Source organism: Burkholderia sp. MSMB0856 (assembly GCF_001524645.2).
Lineage (GTDB): Bacteria > Pseudomonadota > Gammaproteobacteria > Burkholderiales > Burkholderiaceae > Burkholderia > Burkholderia diffusa.
Window position 1 is genome coordinate 2,263,799 of the sequence record NZ_CP013427.1, and the last position, 16,082, is coordinate 2,279,880.

The following is a 16,082-nucleotide window of genomic DNA, read 5'->3' on the forward strand; positions in this document are numbered from 1 at the left end:
GCGCGCAATCATCGTTATGTCCGATCGTCAAATTATAGACTGGCCCGCCTGGACCGACTCGCCGCCCGGCCGCTACGTGCTGGACTGGGAGCAGGCGCAGCTCGACCGGATCGTGTCCGACGTCTTCGGGTTTCACGCGCTGCAGCTCGGCCTGCCGCAGCTCGATGCGCTGCGCGAGAACCGCATGCCGTATCGTGGCCTCGTGCTCGATCCGGCGAGCGGCGCGAGCGCGCCCTACCAGTATCCGTGGGCGCGCGAGGCGCACGCGCCCGAACATGCGCCGGCCGGTCGCAGCACGACGTGGAGCGATCTGCTCGACCTGCCGTTCGAGTCGCAGAGCGTCGACCTGATCGTGATGCCGCATACGCTCGAATTCACGTCGGACCCTCACCGCCTGCTGCGCGAAGCCGAGCGCGTGCTGATGCCGGAAGGCCAGCTCGTGATCACCGGCTTCAATTCGCTGAGCCTGTGGGGCATGCGGCAATCGTTCGGACGCATGGCGAACCGTCCATTCGTGCCGGCCGCGCGCGACCAGATCGCGTTCATCCGGCTCAAGGACTGGATCAAGCTGCTCGGCTTCGATCTCGAGCGCGGCCGCTTCGGCTGCTACCGGCCGCCGCTCGTCACCGACAAATGGCTTGCCCGCTACGGCTTCATGGAAGCCGCCGGCGACCGCTGGTGGCCGATCTTCGGCGCCGTCTACATGGTCACGGCCGTCAAGCGCGTGCGCGGCATGCGCCTCGTCGGCCCGATCAAGATGAAGAAGCCCGTGCTCGCGCCGGGCCTCACGCCGGCGGCCACCCCGACCACCCACCAAGAACACTCATGACCACCGACACCATCGACATCTATACCGACGGCGCCTGCAAGGGCAATCCCGGCCCCGGCGGCTGGGGCGCACTGTTGCGCTACGGCGACCGCGAAAAAGAGCTGTTCGGCGGCGAGCCCGACACGACCAACAACCGCATGGAACTGATGGGCGTGATCGCCGCGCTCGAGGCGCTGAAGCGGCCGTGCCGCGTGATCGTCCATACCGACTCGCAATACGTGCAGAAAGGCATCAGCGAGTGGATCCACGGCTGGAAGAAGAAGGGCTGGGTCACCGCGGCGAAAACCCCGGTGAAGAACGCCGACCTGTGGAAGCGCCTCGACACGCTCGTCGCACAGCACGAGGTCGAGTGGCGCTGGGTGAAGGGCCACGCGGGCCACCCCGAAAACGAACGCGCGGACGCGCTCGCGAATCGCGGCGTCGAATCGCTCGTGGCCTGAACGCAGGCCACCCCACTGTCTTTCCCGATTTATCCGACATGCGCCAGATCATTCTCGATACCGAAACCACCGGCCTGAATCCCCGCACGGGCGACCGCCTGATCGAAATCGGCTGCGTCGAGCTGCTGAACCGGCGGCTCACCGGCAACAACCTGCACATCTACGTGAACCCCGAGCGCGACAGCGATCCGGGCGCACTGGCCGTGCACGGCCTCACGACCGAATTCCTGAGCGACAAGCCGAAGTTCGCGGAAGTCGTCGACCAGATCCGCGACTTCGTGAAGGACGCCGAGCTGATCATCCACAACGCGCCGTTCGACCTCGGGTTTCTCGACGCAGAATTCGCGCGGCTCGACCTGCCGCCGTTCACCGAGCATTGCGGCGGCGTGATCGACACGCTCGTGCAGGCCAAGCAGATGTTCCCCGGCAAGCGCAATTCGCTCGACGCGCTGTGCGACCGGTTCGGCATCAGCAACGCGCACCGTACGCTGCACGGCGCACTGCTCGACTCGGAACTGCTCGCCGAAGTCTATCTCGCGATGACACGTGGCCAGGACAGCCTCGTGATCGACATGCTCGACGACGCAGGCGCCGACGGCGGCGCGGCGAACGGCCAGCGCGTGTCGCTCGCGTCGCTCGACCTGCCGGTTCTCGCGGCGAGCGACGACGAACTCGCCGCCCACCAGACCCAGCTCGACGAACTCGACAAGTCGGTCAAGGGCACCTGCGTGTGGCGCAAGCCCGCCGACGCGGACGCCGCCGAGGCCGCCTGACGCGGCATCTCCCGACCGGCGCCTGCAGCCGCGCTCACGCGCGCGGCTGCAGCGCGATGATCGCCATCCCGCCGAGCGCGAGCACCGCCCCCGCCACATCCCAGCGGGACAGCGCAATGCCGTCGACCACCCGCAGCCAGATCAGCGCCACCGCGATATACACGCCGCCGTACGCCGCATACGTGCGCCCCGCCGCGCTCGGATGCAGCGTCAGCAGCCACGCGAACAATGCAAGCGACAGCGCGGCCGGCACCAGCAGCCACACGGGCCGGCCGCCCTTCAGCACGAGCCACGGCAAGTAGCAGCCGACGATTTCGGCCAGTGCAGTGACGGCGAACAGCGCCGCAATCCTGATCAGTTCGGTCATCCGGTTCCTCGCAGATTCGGCCCCCAACCGGCGGGCCGCGCGACCCCGCCGCGCGCCGCCGATCATACCGGAGCCGGCCTCGCCGGAACGGCCGCCAGACCGGGGATTCCGGGCAATTTGCACGATCGTCTGCCATCGTGCTATCATGTCGCCTGTTTCAACATTCAATCTCTGTCTACTCAATTTCGACAGGAGTCCGTCCGCGCGTTGCGGGCCGGTGCTTCGACCGAAATTGCATCCACAGGAAAGCCCGCCCGACAGGCCCGCTTTTCTCGTTTCGTTGCCCCTCCGGGGCGCTTGCCGGAACGCCGGACACGTCCGCGCCGGCATCTGCCGCTCGCATCACGCGGCCCATTCTTCATGAGCGCACCGTCGCGACGGCCCATCGGGCCCGCGTCGAAGCAGTCCCTTACGGCCCTTTACCGCCTCATGTGCAGTAAGCGCTTAAATGGCCTGCCCCGACGCGCAGCACGCGACATCGCGCTCGCCGGCAAACCGTGTCGGACGGCCCGCCCGTTCCGGCGCAGTCAAAGGAGTGCATGACCTTGACCGCAACACACGTCAGCCCGACCGCTGCTTCTTCCACCACGTCGTCCGGCGAGGCCCCGCTCGCCGCGGACGACATTACCGTCGTCGACCAGAGCCTGCTCAAGCGCGCCGTCAGCGCGATGGCCATCGGCAATGCGATGGAATGGTTCGACTTCGGCGTCTACAGCTATATCGCCGTCACGCTCGGCAAGGTGTTCTTCCCGTCCAGCAGCCCGTCCGCGCAGCTGCTCGCGACCTTCGGCACCTTCGCCGCCGCGTTCCTCGTGCGACCCCTCGGCGGCATGGTGTTCGGCCCGCTCGGCGACCGCATCGGCCGCCAGCGCGTGCTCGCCGCCACCATGATCATGATGGCCGTCGGCACCTTCGCGATCGGCCTGATCCCAAGCTATGCGTCGATCGGCATCATGGCGCCCGTGCTGCTGCTCGTCGCCCGCCTCGTGCAGGGCTTCTCGACCGGCGGCGAATACGGCGGCGCCGCCACCTTCATCGCCGAGTTCTCGACCGACAAGCGCCGCGGCTTCATGGGCAGCTTCCTCGAATTCGGCACGCTGATCGGCTATGTGATGGGCGCCGGCGTCGTCGCGCTGCTCACCGCGTCGCTGTCGCAGGAAGCGCTGCTGTCGTGGGGCTGGCGCGTGCCGTTCCTGATCGCGGGCCCGCTCGGCCTGATCGGCCTGTACATCCGGATGAAGCTCGAGGAAACGCCGGCGTTCAAGCGCCAGGCCGAAGAGCGCGAAGCGCAGGACAAGGCCGTGCCGAAGGCACGCTTCCGCGAAACGCTAATGCGCAACTGGCGCGCGCTGCTGCTCTGCGTCGGCCTCGTGCTGATCTTCAACGTGACCGACTACATGGTGCTGTCGTACCTGCCGAGCTTCATGTCGTCGACGCTGCACTTCGACGAGTCGCACAGCCTCGTGCTGGTGCTGATCGTGATGGTGCTGATGATGCCGCTGACGCTCGCCGCCGGCCGCCTGTCGGACAAGATCGGCCGCAAGCCCGTGATGCTGGCCGGCTGCGTCGGCCTGCTGGTCCTGTCGATCCCGTCGATGATGCTGATCCACGCGGGCACCACCGCGTCGGTGTTCGGCGGCCTGCTGATTCTCGGCGTGCTGCTGTCGTGCTTTACCGGCGTGATGCCGTCGGCACTGCCGGCGCTGTTCCCGACCGAGATCCGCTACGGCGCGCTCGCGATCGGCTTCAACGTGTCGGTGTCGCTGTTCGGCGGCACGACGCCCCTCGTCACGGCATGGCTCGTCGACGTGACCCATAACCTGATGATGCCCGCGTACTACATGATGGGCGCCGCCGTGATCGGCATCGTGTCGGTCGTCGCGCTTGCCGAAACCGCACGCCAGCCGCTCAAGGGCTCGCCGCCGGCCGTCGCGACGCGCCGCGAGGCGCACCAGCTGGTGCGCGAGATGCGCGAGAACGACGACGACGCGGAAATTTACGGCGTCGTGTCGACTGCACGCGCCTGAGCATCGCCCAAGAAAAAGCCCCGGCAAAAGCCGGGGCTCGATCGAACCCGATCCGCCCGACCGGCTTGCGCCGGCCGGGCTTTTTTTCATCTGTTGGATGGACGCGCGATCATGCGTGCGCTTCACAGTGGCGGCAGAAGATCAGCGCCCGCGAACGCGACACCGCGGCCTGCGCACCGCGCGCCGCGACGATCAGGCCGACCTGGCCGAGATTGAAATCGCGCTCGACCATCAGCTGCGTCAACGCGGCAAGCGGCAACACGACGGACGGGTGGTACAGACTCGATTCGATCAGCGCTCTCATCATCGGCTCCATCAGGCAATGCATATTCGATGGAGTGGATTCTAGGGATCGGCTGCAACCGGATAAACAGCGCGAATGCGAAGTCACTTGTCAGCGGCGGATAACAATCGGCCGCGCCTTTGGCGGACAGGGCCGAGCGGCCGGCGGCGGACGGCGGACGGCCCGGGAACGCAAGACGGACCGTGCGCGACGGGGTCTTGCGGACGCCGCACCAGGCGAAAACGAGTGACCACGCGGCCGATGGCGGCGGAGTCGATCCGTGCCGGATGCCGGCACGAGTCCCGGCGAGATCGCACGCCGGTTGCGTCGCCTGCCACCCTCGCACCCGTGCCGACGCGACAGCCGCCGGGCTTCAGTCGAGCGGCGTCTCGACAAACGCCGGCAGCGCTTCCGCCCGCGCCGAATGTGCGGCGAGCGCCGGATAACGGGCCGGATCGATCCGCGCGAGCGCCGGGTACTCGGTGCTCGTGAATTGCGTGAAGCGCCACGCGACGGCGACGGTCACGTCGGACTGCAGCAGGCGCGCACCGCCGAACCAGCCATTCGCGGCCGCGACGAGCGGCTCGAGCTTGTCATACGCGGCCTCGATCTGGCCCAGCACCCGCTCGAGCCACGGGGCGTGCTGCTTCTCGGCCGGCCGCAACGCGTGCTCGTACACCACCTGCACGGTCTTCTCCGCCGCCGCCAGCGCGAATCCGACCGGCACGAGCGTGCGCAGCCGCGCGTCGGCGGCGTCGGGCAGCAGACGCCGCTCGGGCGCAACGCGATGGTCGAAATAGTCGACGATCAGCGACGAATCGATCAGCGTTGCACCGTCGTCGGTCACGAGCGTCGGCGCCTTCACGACCGGGTTGAATGTCTGGAACTGGTCGAACTGACGGAACACCGAGATCGACTCGTGTTCGAACGGCAGGTCGAGCAGCTTCGCCGAAATGGCGGCACGGCGCACGAACGGGGAATCCAGCATGCCGATCAGCTTCATCGCGAACGCTCCACTTGAGGGGATGGGATCGATGACTGTAGCAGCGCCGTATGTCGCCGCCTAGGGCCGGTCACGTTTCCGACACCCGCTGCGCGGCCAGAGTGACCATAATGCAGATTCACGCCCCCTCCGACCAAGGTTCGCCATGTGGTACGCCGTCGTCGAGCAGCAGCGGGAATGGATGCGCGCCTGGCGCGCGGCGACGTGCCACGCGTTCGACGTGTGGCCAGCCGCGACGCTGGCGCACGCCGCGTCATCGTGCTACGACGACCTGTTCGAGCCGCTCCTCGGGCCCGCCGTCGGGCCGCCGCGCTTCGAGATTCGGCGCGCGGCGGTCGACGAGCGAATCGTCGCGCGCACGCCGTTCTGCCAGCTGCGACGCTTCGCGCGCGACGACACGCGGCGCACGGTGCTGCTGTGCGCGCCGCTCGCCGGACATGCGGCCGTGATGATGCGGGAAACCGTCGAGGCGCTGCTCGCGGACGGCGACGTCTGCGTGACCGACTGGGTCAATGCGCGCGACGTCCCGCTCGCGGCGGGTCGCTTCGGGCTCGACGAATACGTGGCGACGCTCGACGGCTTCGTCGACGCGCTCGCCCGCGACGCGCGGCCGCTGCACGTCGTCGCCGTGTGCCAGGCCACCGTTCCCGCGCTCGGTGCACTCGCGCTGCGCGCCGCGCGCGGCCTCGCACCGCCCGCGAGCGTCACGCTGATCGGCGGGCCGCTCGACGCGCGCGTCAACCCGACCACGCTCGGCACCACCGCCGCGTCCCGGTCGCTCGCGTGGTGTCGCCGCCACCTGATCGACATCGTGCCGCCGCGCTTCCCCGGCCGTGGCCGGCACGTGTTCCCGACCTATCTTCAGCAAGGCGAGATCGCGCTGCTGTATCCGCAACGCTTTCTGACGCTGATCGAGGACTACGCGCGCGCGGCGTCGCATTTCGACCTGACGGCGCTGGCGGACGCGCGGCGTGCGCTGCGCGAATACACGGCACTGCTCGACATGCCGGCCGAATATTTCCTGGATACCGTCGATATCGTGTTTCAGCGAATGTGCCTCGCGAACGGCACGTGGGACGTCGGCGGGCAGCGCGTCGAGCCGGCCGCGCTGCGCGGCGTCGCGCTGCTGACGGTCGAAGGCGGTTGCGACGCCGTCACGGGCACCGGCCAGACGCATGCGGCGCTCGCCATGTGCCGCGGCCTCAAGGCCGGCGAGCGCCAGCGCCTCGATGTCGACGATTGCGATCATTACGGGCTGTTCACGGGCACGCGCTGGCGCAGCGAAGTCCATCCGGCGCTGCAGCGCGTGTTCGCGCAGGCCGAAGCCGGACGCCCGGGATCGCGCCGGCGCCGTATCAGACGGACGTGACGTCGTCGTCCGACGCGCGGGCCGCGTCGAGGAGCACCCGCACCTCGTCGTCCCCGGTCTGGTCGAAACGCGCGTAGAACTGGCTGATCCCGAAGAACGACAGCGGCTGCAACACCGTCACGAACGCGTCGGCCAGATCGTCGAACGCACGCCCGGCACCATCCGGTGCGACGGGTACGGCGGCCACGATGCGCGCGGGATGGCGCTCGCGCAGCGCCTGCAGCGCGACGCGCATCGACGCGCCGGTCGCGACGCCGTCGTCGACGACGATCGCGATACGGCCGTCGACCGGCAGCGGCGGCCGGGCGCCGCGATACAGCGATTCGCGGCGCTGCAGTTCGGCCGTCTCGCGCGCGATCACGTCGGCCAGCTGCGCATCGGTCACGCCCATCGCGCGGATCGCCGAATGCTGCAGGTGGATCGCTCCGCCGGTCGCGATCGCGCCGATCGCGAATTCCGGATCGGACGGCATGCCGAGCTTGCGCACCACCAGCACGTCGAGCGGCGCGCGCAGCGCCTGCGCGACCGGGAATGCGACCGGCACGCCGCCACGCGGCAGCGCGAGCACGACGACGTCGCGACGCCCCGCATAATCCTGCAGCGCGTGCGCAAGCCGGCGACCCGCGTCGGCGCGATCGACAAAACATTCGGTCACGATCGGCTCCCTGCCGTTGCGCCGGATGCGCGACACCCGCACCGGCCCCTGTTCAACGAGCATGGTTCATCGGACGCGCCGACGCAAGCGGGGTCATACCGGCACGCGCGGCATGCGGATCGTGGCGGGAAAAGGATGGATGGCGTTCGCCCGGGCGGACCGCCCGTCAGGTGCTCAGAGCCCGCCGGCCTGCCGGTACAGCCGCCAGAACGACTGCGCGTACGACTGCGCGAGTTCCGGTGCGCGCTGGAACACGTTCACCGTTTCCGCGTGCGCGGGCGCGCCGTCGGACAGCGTCGTCAGCGCGACGCTGTCGTCGACGATCACGAAGCGCGGCGCGGGATCGCCATGCCGCGAATCGATCGCGACGTCGATGCCGGCCGATTTCAGATAGCCCGCGCCGCTGTATTTGCCCGCACGCGACGAACGCACCAGCACGACGCGCACTTCGATGCCGCGCGAACGCGCGTCACGCAGCGCCGCCGCGACCGCGGGCGGCACGTACGCGTAGCCGGCCAGCAGCACGCGGCGCTGCGCCTGACCGATCAGGTCGACGGTCGCGTCGGCCGCCGCATTGTCATACGAAAAGTACGTGCCGACCGATGCGGCATCGGACGGAATCGGGCTGGCGTGGGCGGTCGCCGCGCACCAAAGCACGGCGAGGAGGAAGGCGGCGGATCTCATGGCGGGCGCCATTGTAGCGACGCCAATTCGCGTGGCAAGCGCCTGCTGCGACGGTGCTGCGCCGGCGCAACACCCGATGCGCAACGCCCGCCTGGCGGGCCGGTTCCGGAATCGATCTTGCCGGGATTTCCGAGCGTTTCCGGGCCGCTCGCATGCCGCTCGTCAGCCGGCTGCGACGCGTGCGAGCCAGCTCGCGATACCGTCGACGGAACGAAAATCCGCGACGCTGCGTGCCGACAGCGCCGGATACGCGCCGCCCGCCATCTCGGTCAGGGCGCGGCCCGGGCCGAGCTCGAGAAACGCGGTCGCGCCGGCCTCGACGCACGCGACCAGGCAGGCCGCCCACTCGACCGGCTCCGCGATCTGGCGCGTGAGCTTGTCCAGCCCCGCATCAACATCGAGCACGGACGCGCCATCGATCCCCGAAAACAGCCGCGTGCCAGGCAACGGCCGGCGCACGTTCACGGCAGCCAGCGACGCGCGAAACGCGGGCACCGCCGACGCGAGCCGGCGCGTGTGCGACGCGATCCGCACGCACACGGGCGCGACGCGCAGCGCACCGTCGCGTGCCGCGTCGTCGGCCACCGCGGCGACGTCGGCCTGCCGTCCGGCCACCACGAATGCGTCGCCCGGATTGGCGATCGCAATCGCCGCATCGCGGCCGTCGCACAGTTGCGCGAGCTGCGCGCGCGTCAGCCCGCGCACGAACGCCATCCGTTCGTCGCCGCCGCTCGCGGCGTCCATTGCGCGCGCGCGCGCGTCGGCCAGATCCAGCGCGTCGTGCGGATCGATCATCCCCGCGACGCTCCATGAAGCGACTTCGCCGACGCTATACCCGGCGACACAGCGCCGGCGCGGCCACACCGCTTCGAGCAACGCAGCCGCCGCGAGCGCCTGAACCGTGCAAAGGATCTGCGCGGCGCGGTTCTCGCGCAGCGCGTCCGGTTCGGCGTGCCGCACCCAGTCGCGCGGATCGTCGCCAAGGAGCCGGCCGGCATGCTCGAACAGCGCATCAGCCTGTGGCGCGGCACCGGTCAACTCGAACATGTCCGCCCGCTGCGCGCCTTGCCCCGAACACAGGATCGCCAGCGTCATCGCCCCACCCCGGCCGCTTCGAGTGCGTCGACGAACACGCTCATCGCCAGCAGATCGGCCGCGCCGCCCGGGCTCAGCCGGCGAGCGACGAACGCATGGTGTGCGGCGGCCGCGCGCAATCGCCAGTCGCGAGCGCGTATGCCGCCGCAGGCGACGAATGCGCGCGCCGTGGCCCGCGCGAAATCGAGGCCGGCCTGCCCGCCCCGGTGCAGCAGGTTCGTATCGTCGAGCGCGGCGATCAGCGCGAAGCATGCGTCGACGCGCGCGGCTTCCGGATCGTCCGGCACGCGGCACTGCGCGCGGCGCAGTGCCGGCAATCCGACGCCGTACACGCTCGCGAACCCGTCGGCCGCCTCGCGACGCGCGCCGCCGACGCCGTAGCGGCGGCTCGCGCGCTCGCCGTGGCTGTCGGGCAGCCGCGGGCCGCCGAGGATCTCGGTGCCCCACCGCCGCGCGACGAACGCGCCGAGCGTCATCGTGCGTGCCGCCGAGCCGGGCACCGCGCGGCGGCCGGCGGCCGCGCACAGCAGCCCGAGCCCGAAGATCGCGCCGCGATGCGTGTTGACGCCGCCGGTCGCGGTGAGCATCGCGTGTTCCGCGCGCAGCCCGATCTTGCGCAGCACGGCCATGCCCGCGTCGCGCGCGCCGGCGTCGGCGAGCTCCGCGAAGTACGGCCGCAGCACGGCCGCGCTGCGCGCGAACGTCGCGGCGTCCATGTCCGCATGGCTGCCGGTGTCGACGTGACTGACGAGGCCCGGTTTCGGATATGTCTCGATTTCGAGCACGAGGCTGCGCTCGGCGAGTTCGGCGATGCGCTCGGCGTCGGACGGCGCCGCCGCGCGGCAGGCGGCCCATGCACTCATCGCGTGCCCCCCGTGAATGCGTCTGCAGACATCAATTCGACCGCCACCGCCGTCTTGACCGCGACTTCCGGCAGCCGCGCATGCAATTCGCGCCAGTTCACGCCCGCGCCGTCGTCGCGCAGCAGTTCGCCGTCGATGCGCATCGGCGCGCGCGCGTCAAGTTCAGCCAGGCCGTCGAGCAGCGCGGCAAGCGACGCGGCGTCCGGCAGCGGGAACACGATGTCGAGATCGGAGGACGCGCTCAGATAGCACTCGCCCGTCAGCGCCTGCCACGCGAGACTGCCGAACACGCGACCCTGCACGCCGCAGCGCTTGCCGAGCACATCCAGCTCGCGCAGCGTCGCGTGCCAGGCGTCGGGCGCGGCGACCAGCACGTCGGCCAGCGTGGGCAGCGGGCCGACCGACTCGACCGCGTCGGCGGCGACGTTCAGGGCGATGCGCCGCTTGCCCGCGGAAGGCGGCAGCGGCACGCCGAGCGGCACGCGCCGCGCATCGGCCTCGTCGGGCGACGCGCGGCGCACGATCAGCGGCCAGCCGCGCGCGGCCCACGCCTGCACGAGCGGATCGGCCGCCAGCGCGGGATCGCGCGAGCATGCGGCGCCCCACCCGGCCGCCGTCAGCGTGACGAGCGTGTGGCGGCGCAGCGGCGTGTCAGCGTGCGTCACGCGCGAGTGCCTCGACGCGCCGCGCGACGTCGGCCGCGACCGGCCGGCCGCGCGCTGCACGACCATCGGTGCGATCGGCCGGCTTGCCGAGCCATTCGCCGACCTGCGCGCCGAGCGCGCGGGCCGGATCGAGCACGGCGTCGACGGCGCCCATCTTCACGAGATTGTCGAGTCCCGGCGCGAACACCGGCGTCGAGCGCGCCATCTCCTTCAGCACGTCGATCGGCAGCTTCGTCACGCGCGACATCGACGGCAGGTCCATCACCTCGGGCTCGGCACCCGGCACCGCGAGCAGCGTGCGCGTCGCGAGCGCGGTCGCGATGAACGCGCCCGCGGCCGTATGGCCGTACAGCAGCCCGATCGTCCGGTGCCCGGCGAGCTCCGCATGCATCAGGCATTTCGCGAGATGCGACAGCCCTTCGTTCAGGCCGAGCAGTTCGTCGCGCTTGCTCATCCGCTGGCTGTCGCTGTCGACGAGCACGAGAAGCGGCGTGCCGCCACCGCGCTCGATCGTGTCGAGCACGTGCGACGCGAGCGTGAGGGCTTCGTCGATGCCGAACGGCAGGCGGTCGGCGACGCCGATCACGTCGACGCGCGTGCCGGTCAGTTCAGCGTGGCCCGTCAGCAGGCCGCCGTTTCGCTCGATCGAATGGCCCTTGGGAAACAGCGAGTTCAGAACTTCATCGAGCGTCATGCTGCGGCTCCTGTAACTGGTCGGCGAGCTTCGCGAATTCGTCGTCGGACATGCCGGGAATCGCTTCCGGCTCGCTCGCGCCGAGCGCGCGCCACACGTCGAGCGCATCCTTGCACGTGCCGAACCGCGCGACGCGCGCTTCGAGCCGCGCCTGCTCCGCGCGCAGCATCGCCGTGTCGAATGCCGGCGCACGGCCGATCAGGTCGAGCGCGGCCGCGCGAAACGCATCGGGCGTATCGGCCACGTAGCGATCCGCACCGCCGATCAGTCGACGGTGCTTGCCGCCCATCGTGCGCCAGATCAGCGCGCGGTCCTTCGCGTCGAACTCCTCGACGCCGCGGTTGGTCTCGATCACCTCGGGCCCCGACACGCTGATGCGCCCCTGCTCGGACACCGCGAGCGCCGAGCAGCACGCAGCGAGCAGCCCGCCGCCGCCGTAGCAGCCCGCGCGCCCGCCGATCAGCCCGATCACCGGCACGCCGGCCGCGCGCGCCTCGACGAGCGCACGCATGATCTCGGCGATCGCGAGCTCGCCCGCATTCGCTTCCTGCAGCCGCACGCCGCCGGTGTCGAACAGGATCAGCACCGGCGTGCCGCGTTCGCGCGCCGCACGCAGCAGTCCCGTGAGCTTCGCGCCGTGCACCTCGCCGAACGCGCCGCCCATGAATCGGCCTTCCTGCGCGGCGACGAACACCGCCTTGCCGTCGAGCCGGCCGTGGCCGACCACCATGCCGTCGTCGAACTGCTGCGGCAGGTCGAACAGCGGCAGGTGCGGGCTCGTCACGCGCTCGGCCGGCCCGAGAAACTCCGTGAAGCTGCCCGCGTCGAGCAGCCCGTCGACGCGCTGGCGCGCCGACGCCTCGTACCAGCTCGCGGCGTTCGCGACGAACGCCGGGGCGTCGTGGATCGCGTCCGTCATCATGCCCCCCCCTCGATCGCGCGCACGGCCTGCGCGAGCCGCAGCGACACCATGTCGGGCCGCGCGCCGCCGTCGTTGATCGACAGCTTCAGGCCGCCCGGCGCGCGCCGTTCGACGAAGTCCGACACGACGGCCTGCCACACCGCGCCGAAACCGACCGCCGCGGTGCGGATGTCGATCTCGCATTCGTTGCCCGGCAGCACGCGCTCGACGAGCACCTCGAGATTGCCGGACGCGACCACGCCGACGAGCGCCGTGGCCAGTTCGCCCCGCGCACGCCCGCGCGCGGTGAAGCGATAGTTCAACTGTTCCATGCCCTCTTCCTCACCAGTTGCGGAACCGGGCCGGCGGCGCATACAGGCCGCCCGACCAGTGCACGAGATCCTTGATCGAGCGCGCGGCGAGCCAGCGGCGGTCGGCGTCGAGCGGATCGATGCCGAGATCCTCCGGGCGGCGGATCACGCCGCGCTCGCGCAGCCGCTCGACCATCCTGCGGTCGCGGCCGCGACCGACTTCCGTATAGCCGGCCACGCCGCGGATCGCGTGCTCGCGTTCGTCCTTGTCGCGACACATCAGCAGGTTCGCGATCCCTTCCTCTGTGACGATGTGTGTGACGTCGTCGCCGTAGACCATGATCGGCGCGAGGTCGAGCTGCAGCTTGTCGGCGAGCTTCAGCGCATCGAGCTTCTCGACGAACATCGGCACGTTCTTGTCGCCGAAGGTCTCGCCGATCTGCACGACCAGCTTGCGGCCGCGCCTGAGCGCCGACGGCGTGTCCGGGTCGGCTTCCGCGCCGGCCTTCAGCCACGGCTCGCTCGGGTGACGCCGGCCGCGCGCGTCGCTGCCCATGTTCGGCGCGCCGCCGAAACCGGCGATGCGCTCGGCGGTGACCGTCGACGAATGGCCGGACAGGTCGATCTGCAGCGTCGAGCCGATGAACATGTCGCACGCGTAAAGGCCGGCGGTCTGACAGAACGCGCGGTTCGAGCGAAGCGACCCGTCGGGGCCCGTGAACCACACGTCGGAGCGCGCGCGGATGTAGTCGTCCATCCCGACTTCGGAGCCGAAGCAGTGGATCTGCTCGACCCAGCCCGATTCGATCGCGGGAATCAGCGTCGGGTGCGGATTGAGCGCCCAGTGCGTGCAGACCTTGCCCTTCAGCCCGAGCTTCGCGCCGTAGGTCGGCAGCAGCAGCTCGATCGCGGCCGTGTTGAAGCCGATCCCGTGATTCAGGCGCTTGATCCCGTACGGTTCGTAGATGCCCTTGATCGCGAGCATCGCGGTCAGGATCTGGGTCTCGGTGATCGCGGCCGGGTCGCGCGTGAACAACGGCTCGACGTAGAACGGTCGGCCGGCCTCGACGACGAAATGCACGCGGTCGCCCGGGATGTCGACGCGCGGCACCTTGTCGACGATGCGGTCGACCTGCGCGATCACGATGCCGTCCTTGAACGCGGTGGCCTCGACGACGGTGGGCGTGTCCTCCGTGTTCGGGCCGGTATACAGATTGCCGTCGGCATCCGCGCTGACCGCCGCGATCAGCGCAACCTGCGGCGTGAGATCGATGAAGTAGCGCGCGAACAGTTCGAGATACGTGTGCACCGCGCCGAGCGCGATCTTGCCGCCGAACAGCAGCTTCGCGATCCGCTGCGACTGCGGGCCCGAATACGCGAAGTCGAGGCGCTTCGCGATCCCGCGCTCGAACACGTCGAGATGCTCCGGCAGCACGACACCCGACTGCACCATGTGCAGGTCATGGATCTTCGCGCTGTCGACATCGGCGAGCGCCGTCGCGAGCAGGTCGGCCTGCTTCTGGTTGTCGCCTTCGAGGCACACGCGATCGCCGGGCCGCAGCACCGCTTCGAGCAACGCGACGGTGTCGCGCGCATCGACCCGCTTGCCGCGCGCGAAGGCCGCGCCGGCCGCGAGGCGTGCATCGCGCGCCTGCCGCGCGTGATTCCATCCCGTCATGAACAGTTCTCCCGCTTCGATGGTTCAGCGGCATTCTAAGCCTGGCGCCGCCGCCGATTGATGATGTTGACGAATCCGACTCAGAGGGCACCGCGATGGATGCGGGCCGCCGCGGCACCGCGCGCGCCGGCCCCATGCGACGCGCCTTGCGCGGTCACGCGCCGACCAGCGCGCGCGTCGTGAAGAACAGCACCGACGGCCCGAGCAGGCAGCCGACGCCGGTATGGAACGTCGCGACCAGCGCGCCATACGGGACGAGCCGGCGATCGGTCGCGGCGAGGCCCGCGCTCACGCCGCTCACGGTGCCGGCCAGGCCGCCGAAGATCATCGCGGAGCGCGGCGTCTTCAGGCCCATGAAGCCGGCCGCGACCGGCGTGCCGATCATCACGATGATCGCCTTCACGAGGCCCGTCGCGATGCTGAGCGCGATCACGTCGGAACTCGCGCCGATCGCGGCGCCGGTGACGGGCCCGACGATGTAGGTGACGGCGCCCGCGCCGATGGTCGTCATGCTGACCGCATCGGTGTAGCCGAACGCGCGCGCGATGCACGCACCGACGATGAACGGCAGCACCGTGCCGAGCAACAGCGACACGACGCCGACGAGGCCGGCCTTGCGCGCCTCGGTCGGCTGCACTTCGAACGCGGTCGCGACGATCGCGAAATCGCGCAGCATCGCGCCGCCCATCAGGCCGATGCCCGCGAACAGCGGCACGTCGGCGATTCCCTTCTCGCCCCCGGTGAACGCACCGCCGACATACGCGAGCGCAAGACCGATCACGATCGCGATCGCGGAACCGTGCACGCGGCCGAAGGTGAGCTTGCGCGACGCGATCGACGACAGCCACATGATCAGGCCGACCAGCGCGAACGACGCGACGAGCCCATTGTGGGCGACGGTTTTTTCGAGCATCTGCAGCATGGCGGCCTCCGTCACTGTTGTTCGAATTGCGGCACGCCCGCGAAGGCCGTGTCGTCGCGCCCCGTGCGCACGAGTACCGCGATGCAGCACGCGCAGATCGCGACCGCGCCGATGGCGGCGAGCAGCGCGACCGGCCCGCCCTTCAGCGCGGCGACCACGTTCTGGTTCGCGGCCATCGCGACGACGACGGGGATGTACATCGCGCCCCAGAAACCGACGCCCGCCTCGGTCTCCTTCGGCAGCCAGCCGCGCCGGTGCAGCCACAGGCGCAGGCAGATCAGCAGCAGCATCGCGATACCGACGCCGCCGACGTTGGTCTTCACGCCGATCGCGGCGCCCAGCAGGTCGCCGAGGAACAGTCCGGCCAGATGGCAGAACGCCAGCAGCGCGGTTCCGTAGATGATCATGAGTCGTCTCCAGTCTCTTCGTGACGGGCGCCTGACGCGTGCGGAAGCCAGGCCCGCACGCCGATCCCGGGCGCGGACGGTCTGTCTCCCGCGGCGGTGCGCCGCGGCCCGGCGGC

The 16,082-nt window shown here is 70.1% G+C and carries 19 protein-coding genes; 5 read left to right on the forward strand and 14 right to left on the reverse strand.

Translation table 11 applies throughout. From position 1 onward, the window contains the following. Positions 1-16 precede the first annotated feature (16 nt). From WS87_RS11690 to dnaQ, 3 genes are read left to right on the forward strand one after another with little or no spacing between them, the layout of a single operon-like run. On the forward strand, positions 17-829 hold the full coding sequence (locus WS87_RS11690; RefSeq protein WP_059523482.1) for a class I SAM-dependent methyltransferase: 813 nt from the start codon (positions 17-19) through the stop codon (positions 827-829). Then, complete coding sequence (rnhA, locus tag WS87_RS11695) at positions 826-1,269, forward strand: ribonuclease HI (RefSeq protein ID WP_059815751.1); 444 nt, start codon at positions 826-828, stop codon at positions 1,267-1,269. Before WS87_RS11690 ends, rnhA begins: the two co-directional genes overlap by 4 nt. Positions 1,270-1,307: 38 nt before the next feature. Continuing rightward, positions 1,308-2,042 (forward strand): DNA polymerase III subunit epsilon, encoded by a 735-nt coding sequence (gene dnaQ, locus WS87_RS11700; protein WP_059815754.1) that lies wholly within the window; start codon positions 1,308-1,310, stop codon positions 2,040-2,042. A 34-nt stretch (positions 2,043-2,076) separates the two neighbouring features. Here the strand turns inward: dnaQ and WS87_RS11705 are convergent, their stop codons facing one another. Further along, positions 2,077-2,409 (reverse strand): YnfA family protein, encoded by a 333-nt coding sequence (locus WS87_RS11705; protein ID WP_059523489.1) that lies wholly within the window; start codon positions 2,407-2,409, stop codon positions 2,077-2,079. A gap of 539 nt (positions 2,410-2,948) precedes the next feature. Between WS87_RS11705 and proP the strand changes: the two genes are divergently transcribed. Then, the gene (gene proP, locus WS87_RS11715) at positions 2,949-4,436 is read left to right on the forward strand and encodes a glycine betaine/L-proline transporter ProP (protein WP_059815757.1); all 1,488 of its coding nucleotides are present in this window, start codon (positions 2,949-2,951) and stop codon (positions 4,434-4,436) included. Positions 4,437-4,545: 109 nt separating this feature from the next. Here the strand turns inward: proP and WS87_RS11720 are convergent, their stop codons facing one another. Both WS87_RS11720 and WS87_RS11725 read right to left on the reverse strand, forming a co-directional pair. After that, positions 4,546-4,743 carry a hypothetical protein gene (locus WS87_RS11720; RefSeq protein ID WP_044844954.1) on the reverse strand — a complete coding sequence of 66 codons (198 nt, stop codon included), beginning with the start codon at positions 4,741-4,743 and terminating at the stop codon, positions 4,546-4,548. Positions 4,744-5,092: 349 nt separating this feature from the next. Then, positions 5,093-5,722 (reverse strand): glutathione S-transferase, encoded by a 630-nt coding sequence (locus WS87_RS11725; RefSeq protein WP_059815760.1) that lies wholly within the window; start codon positions 5,720-5,722, stop codon positions 5,093-5,095. A gap of 145 nt (positions 5,723-5,867) precedes the next feature. Between WS87_RS11725 and phaZ the strand changes: the two genes are divergently transcribed. Then, positions 5,868-7,091, forward strand: a complete 1,224-nt coding sequence (phaZ, locus tag WS87_RS11730; RefSeq protein ID WP_059815763.1) for a polyhydroxyalkanoate depolymerase — start codon at positions 5,868-5,870, stop codon at positions 7,089-7,091. On the opposite strand, the gene WS87_RS11735 is transcribed toward phaZ, so the two are convergent. From WS87_RS11735 to madL, 11 genes are all read right to left on the reverse strand, one after another. Then, complete coding sequence (locus tag WS87_RS11735) at positions 7,078-7,746, reverse strand: phosphoribosyltransferase (protein WP_059816374.1); 669 nt, start codon at positions 7,744-7,746, stop codon at positions 7,078-7,080. The two genes, phaZ and WS87_RS11735, sit on opposite strands and share 14 nt — an antisense overlap. Positions 7,747-7,920: 174 nt before the next feature. Next, a complete protein-coding gene (locus WS87_RS11740; RefSeq protein WP_059815765.1) occupies positions 7,921-8,442 on the reverse strand; it encodes a phospholipase D-like domain-containing protein in 522 nt (173 codons plus the stop codon). A 150-nt stretch (positions 8,443-8,592) separates the two neighbouring features. Continuing rightward, a complete protein-coding gene (locus tag WS87_RS11745) occupies positions 8,593-9,525 on the reverse strand; it encodes an acyltransferase domain-containing protein (RefSeq protein WP_059815768.1) in 933 nt (310 codons plus the stop codon). After that, a complete protein-coding gene (gene mdcB, locus WS87_RS11750) occupies positions 9,522-10,388 on the reverse strand; it encodes a triphosphoribosyl-dephospho-CoA synthase MdcB (protein WP_059815771.1) in 867 nt (288 codons plus the stop codon). Before mdcB ends, WS87_RS11745 begins: the two co-directional genes overlap by 4 nt. Further along, positions 10,385-11,053, reverse strand: a complete 669-nt coding sequence (mdcG, locus tag WS87_RS11755) for a malonate decarboxylase holo-[acyl-carrier-protein] synthase (protein WP_059816378.1) — start codon at positions 11,051-11,053, stop codon at positions 10,385-10,387. Before mdcG ends, mdcB begins: the two co-directional genes overlap by 4 nt. After that, a complete protein-coding gene (mdcE, locus tag WS87_RS11760; protein WP_059815773.1) occupies positions 11,040-11,747 on the reverse strand; it encodes a biotin-independent malonate decarboxylase subunit gamma in 708 nt (235 codons plus the stop codon). Before mdcE ends, mdcG begins: the two co-directional genes overlap by 14 nt. After that, positions 11,734-12,669, reverse strand: coding sequence for a biotin-independent malonate decarboxylase subunit beta (locus tag WS87_RS11765; RefSeq protein ID WP_059815776.1), 936 nt, complete (start codon positions 12,667-12,669; stop codon positions 11,734-11,736). The genes mdcE and WS87_RS11765 overlap by 14 nt, the downstream gene beginning before the upstream one ends. Further along, positions 12,666-12,980, reverse strand: coding sequence for a malonate decarboxylase acyl carrier protein (mdcC, locus tag WS87_RS11770; RefSeq protein ID WP_059815779.1), 315 nt, complete (start codon positions 12,978-12,980; stop codon positions 12,666-12,668). The genes WS87_RS11765 and mdcC overlap by 4 nt, the downstream gene beginning before the upstream one ends. A 10-nt stretch (positions 12,981-12,990) precedes the next feature. After that, entirely contained in the window at positions 12,991-14,637 is a 1,647-nt protein-coding gene (gene mdcA, locus WS87_RS11775) for a malonate decarboxylase subunit alpha (RefSeq protein ID WP_059815783.1), read from the reverse strand. A gap of 154 nt (positions 14,638-14,791) precedes the next feature. Next, positions 14,792-15,559, reverse strand: coding sequence for a malonate transporter subunit MadM (madM, locus tag WS87_RS11780; RefSeq protein ID WP_059523510.1), 768 nt, complete (start codon positions 15,557-15,559; stop codon positions 14,792-14,794). A gap of 11 nt (positions 15,560-15,570) precedes the next feature. Further along, on the reverse strand, positions 15,571-15,966 hold the full coding sequence (gene madL / locus WS87_RS11785; RefSeq protein WP_059449382.1) for a malonate transporter subunit MadL: 396 nt from the start codon (positions 15,964-15,966) through the stop codon (positions 15,571-15,573). Positions 15,967-16,082: the final 116 nt, after the last annotated feature.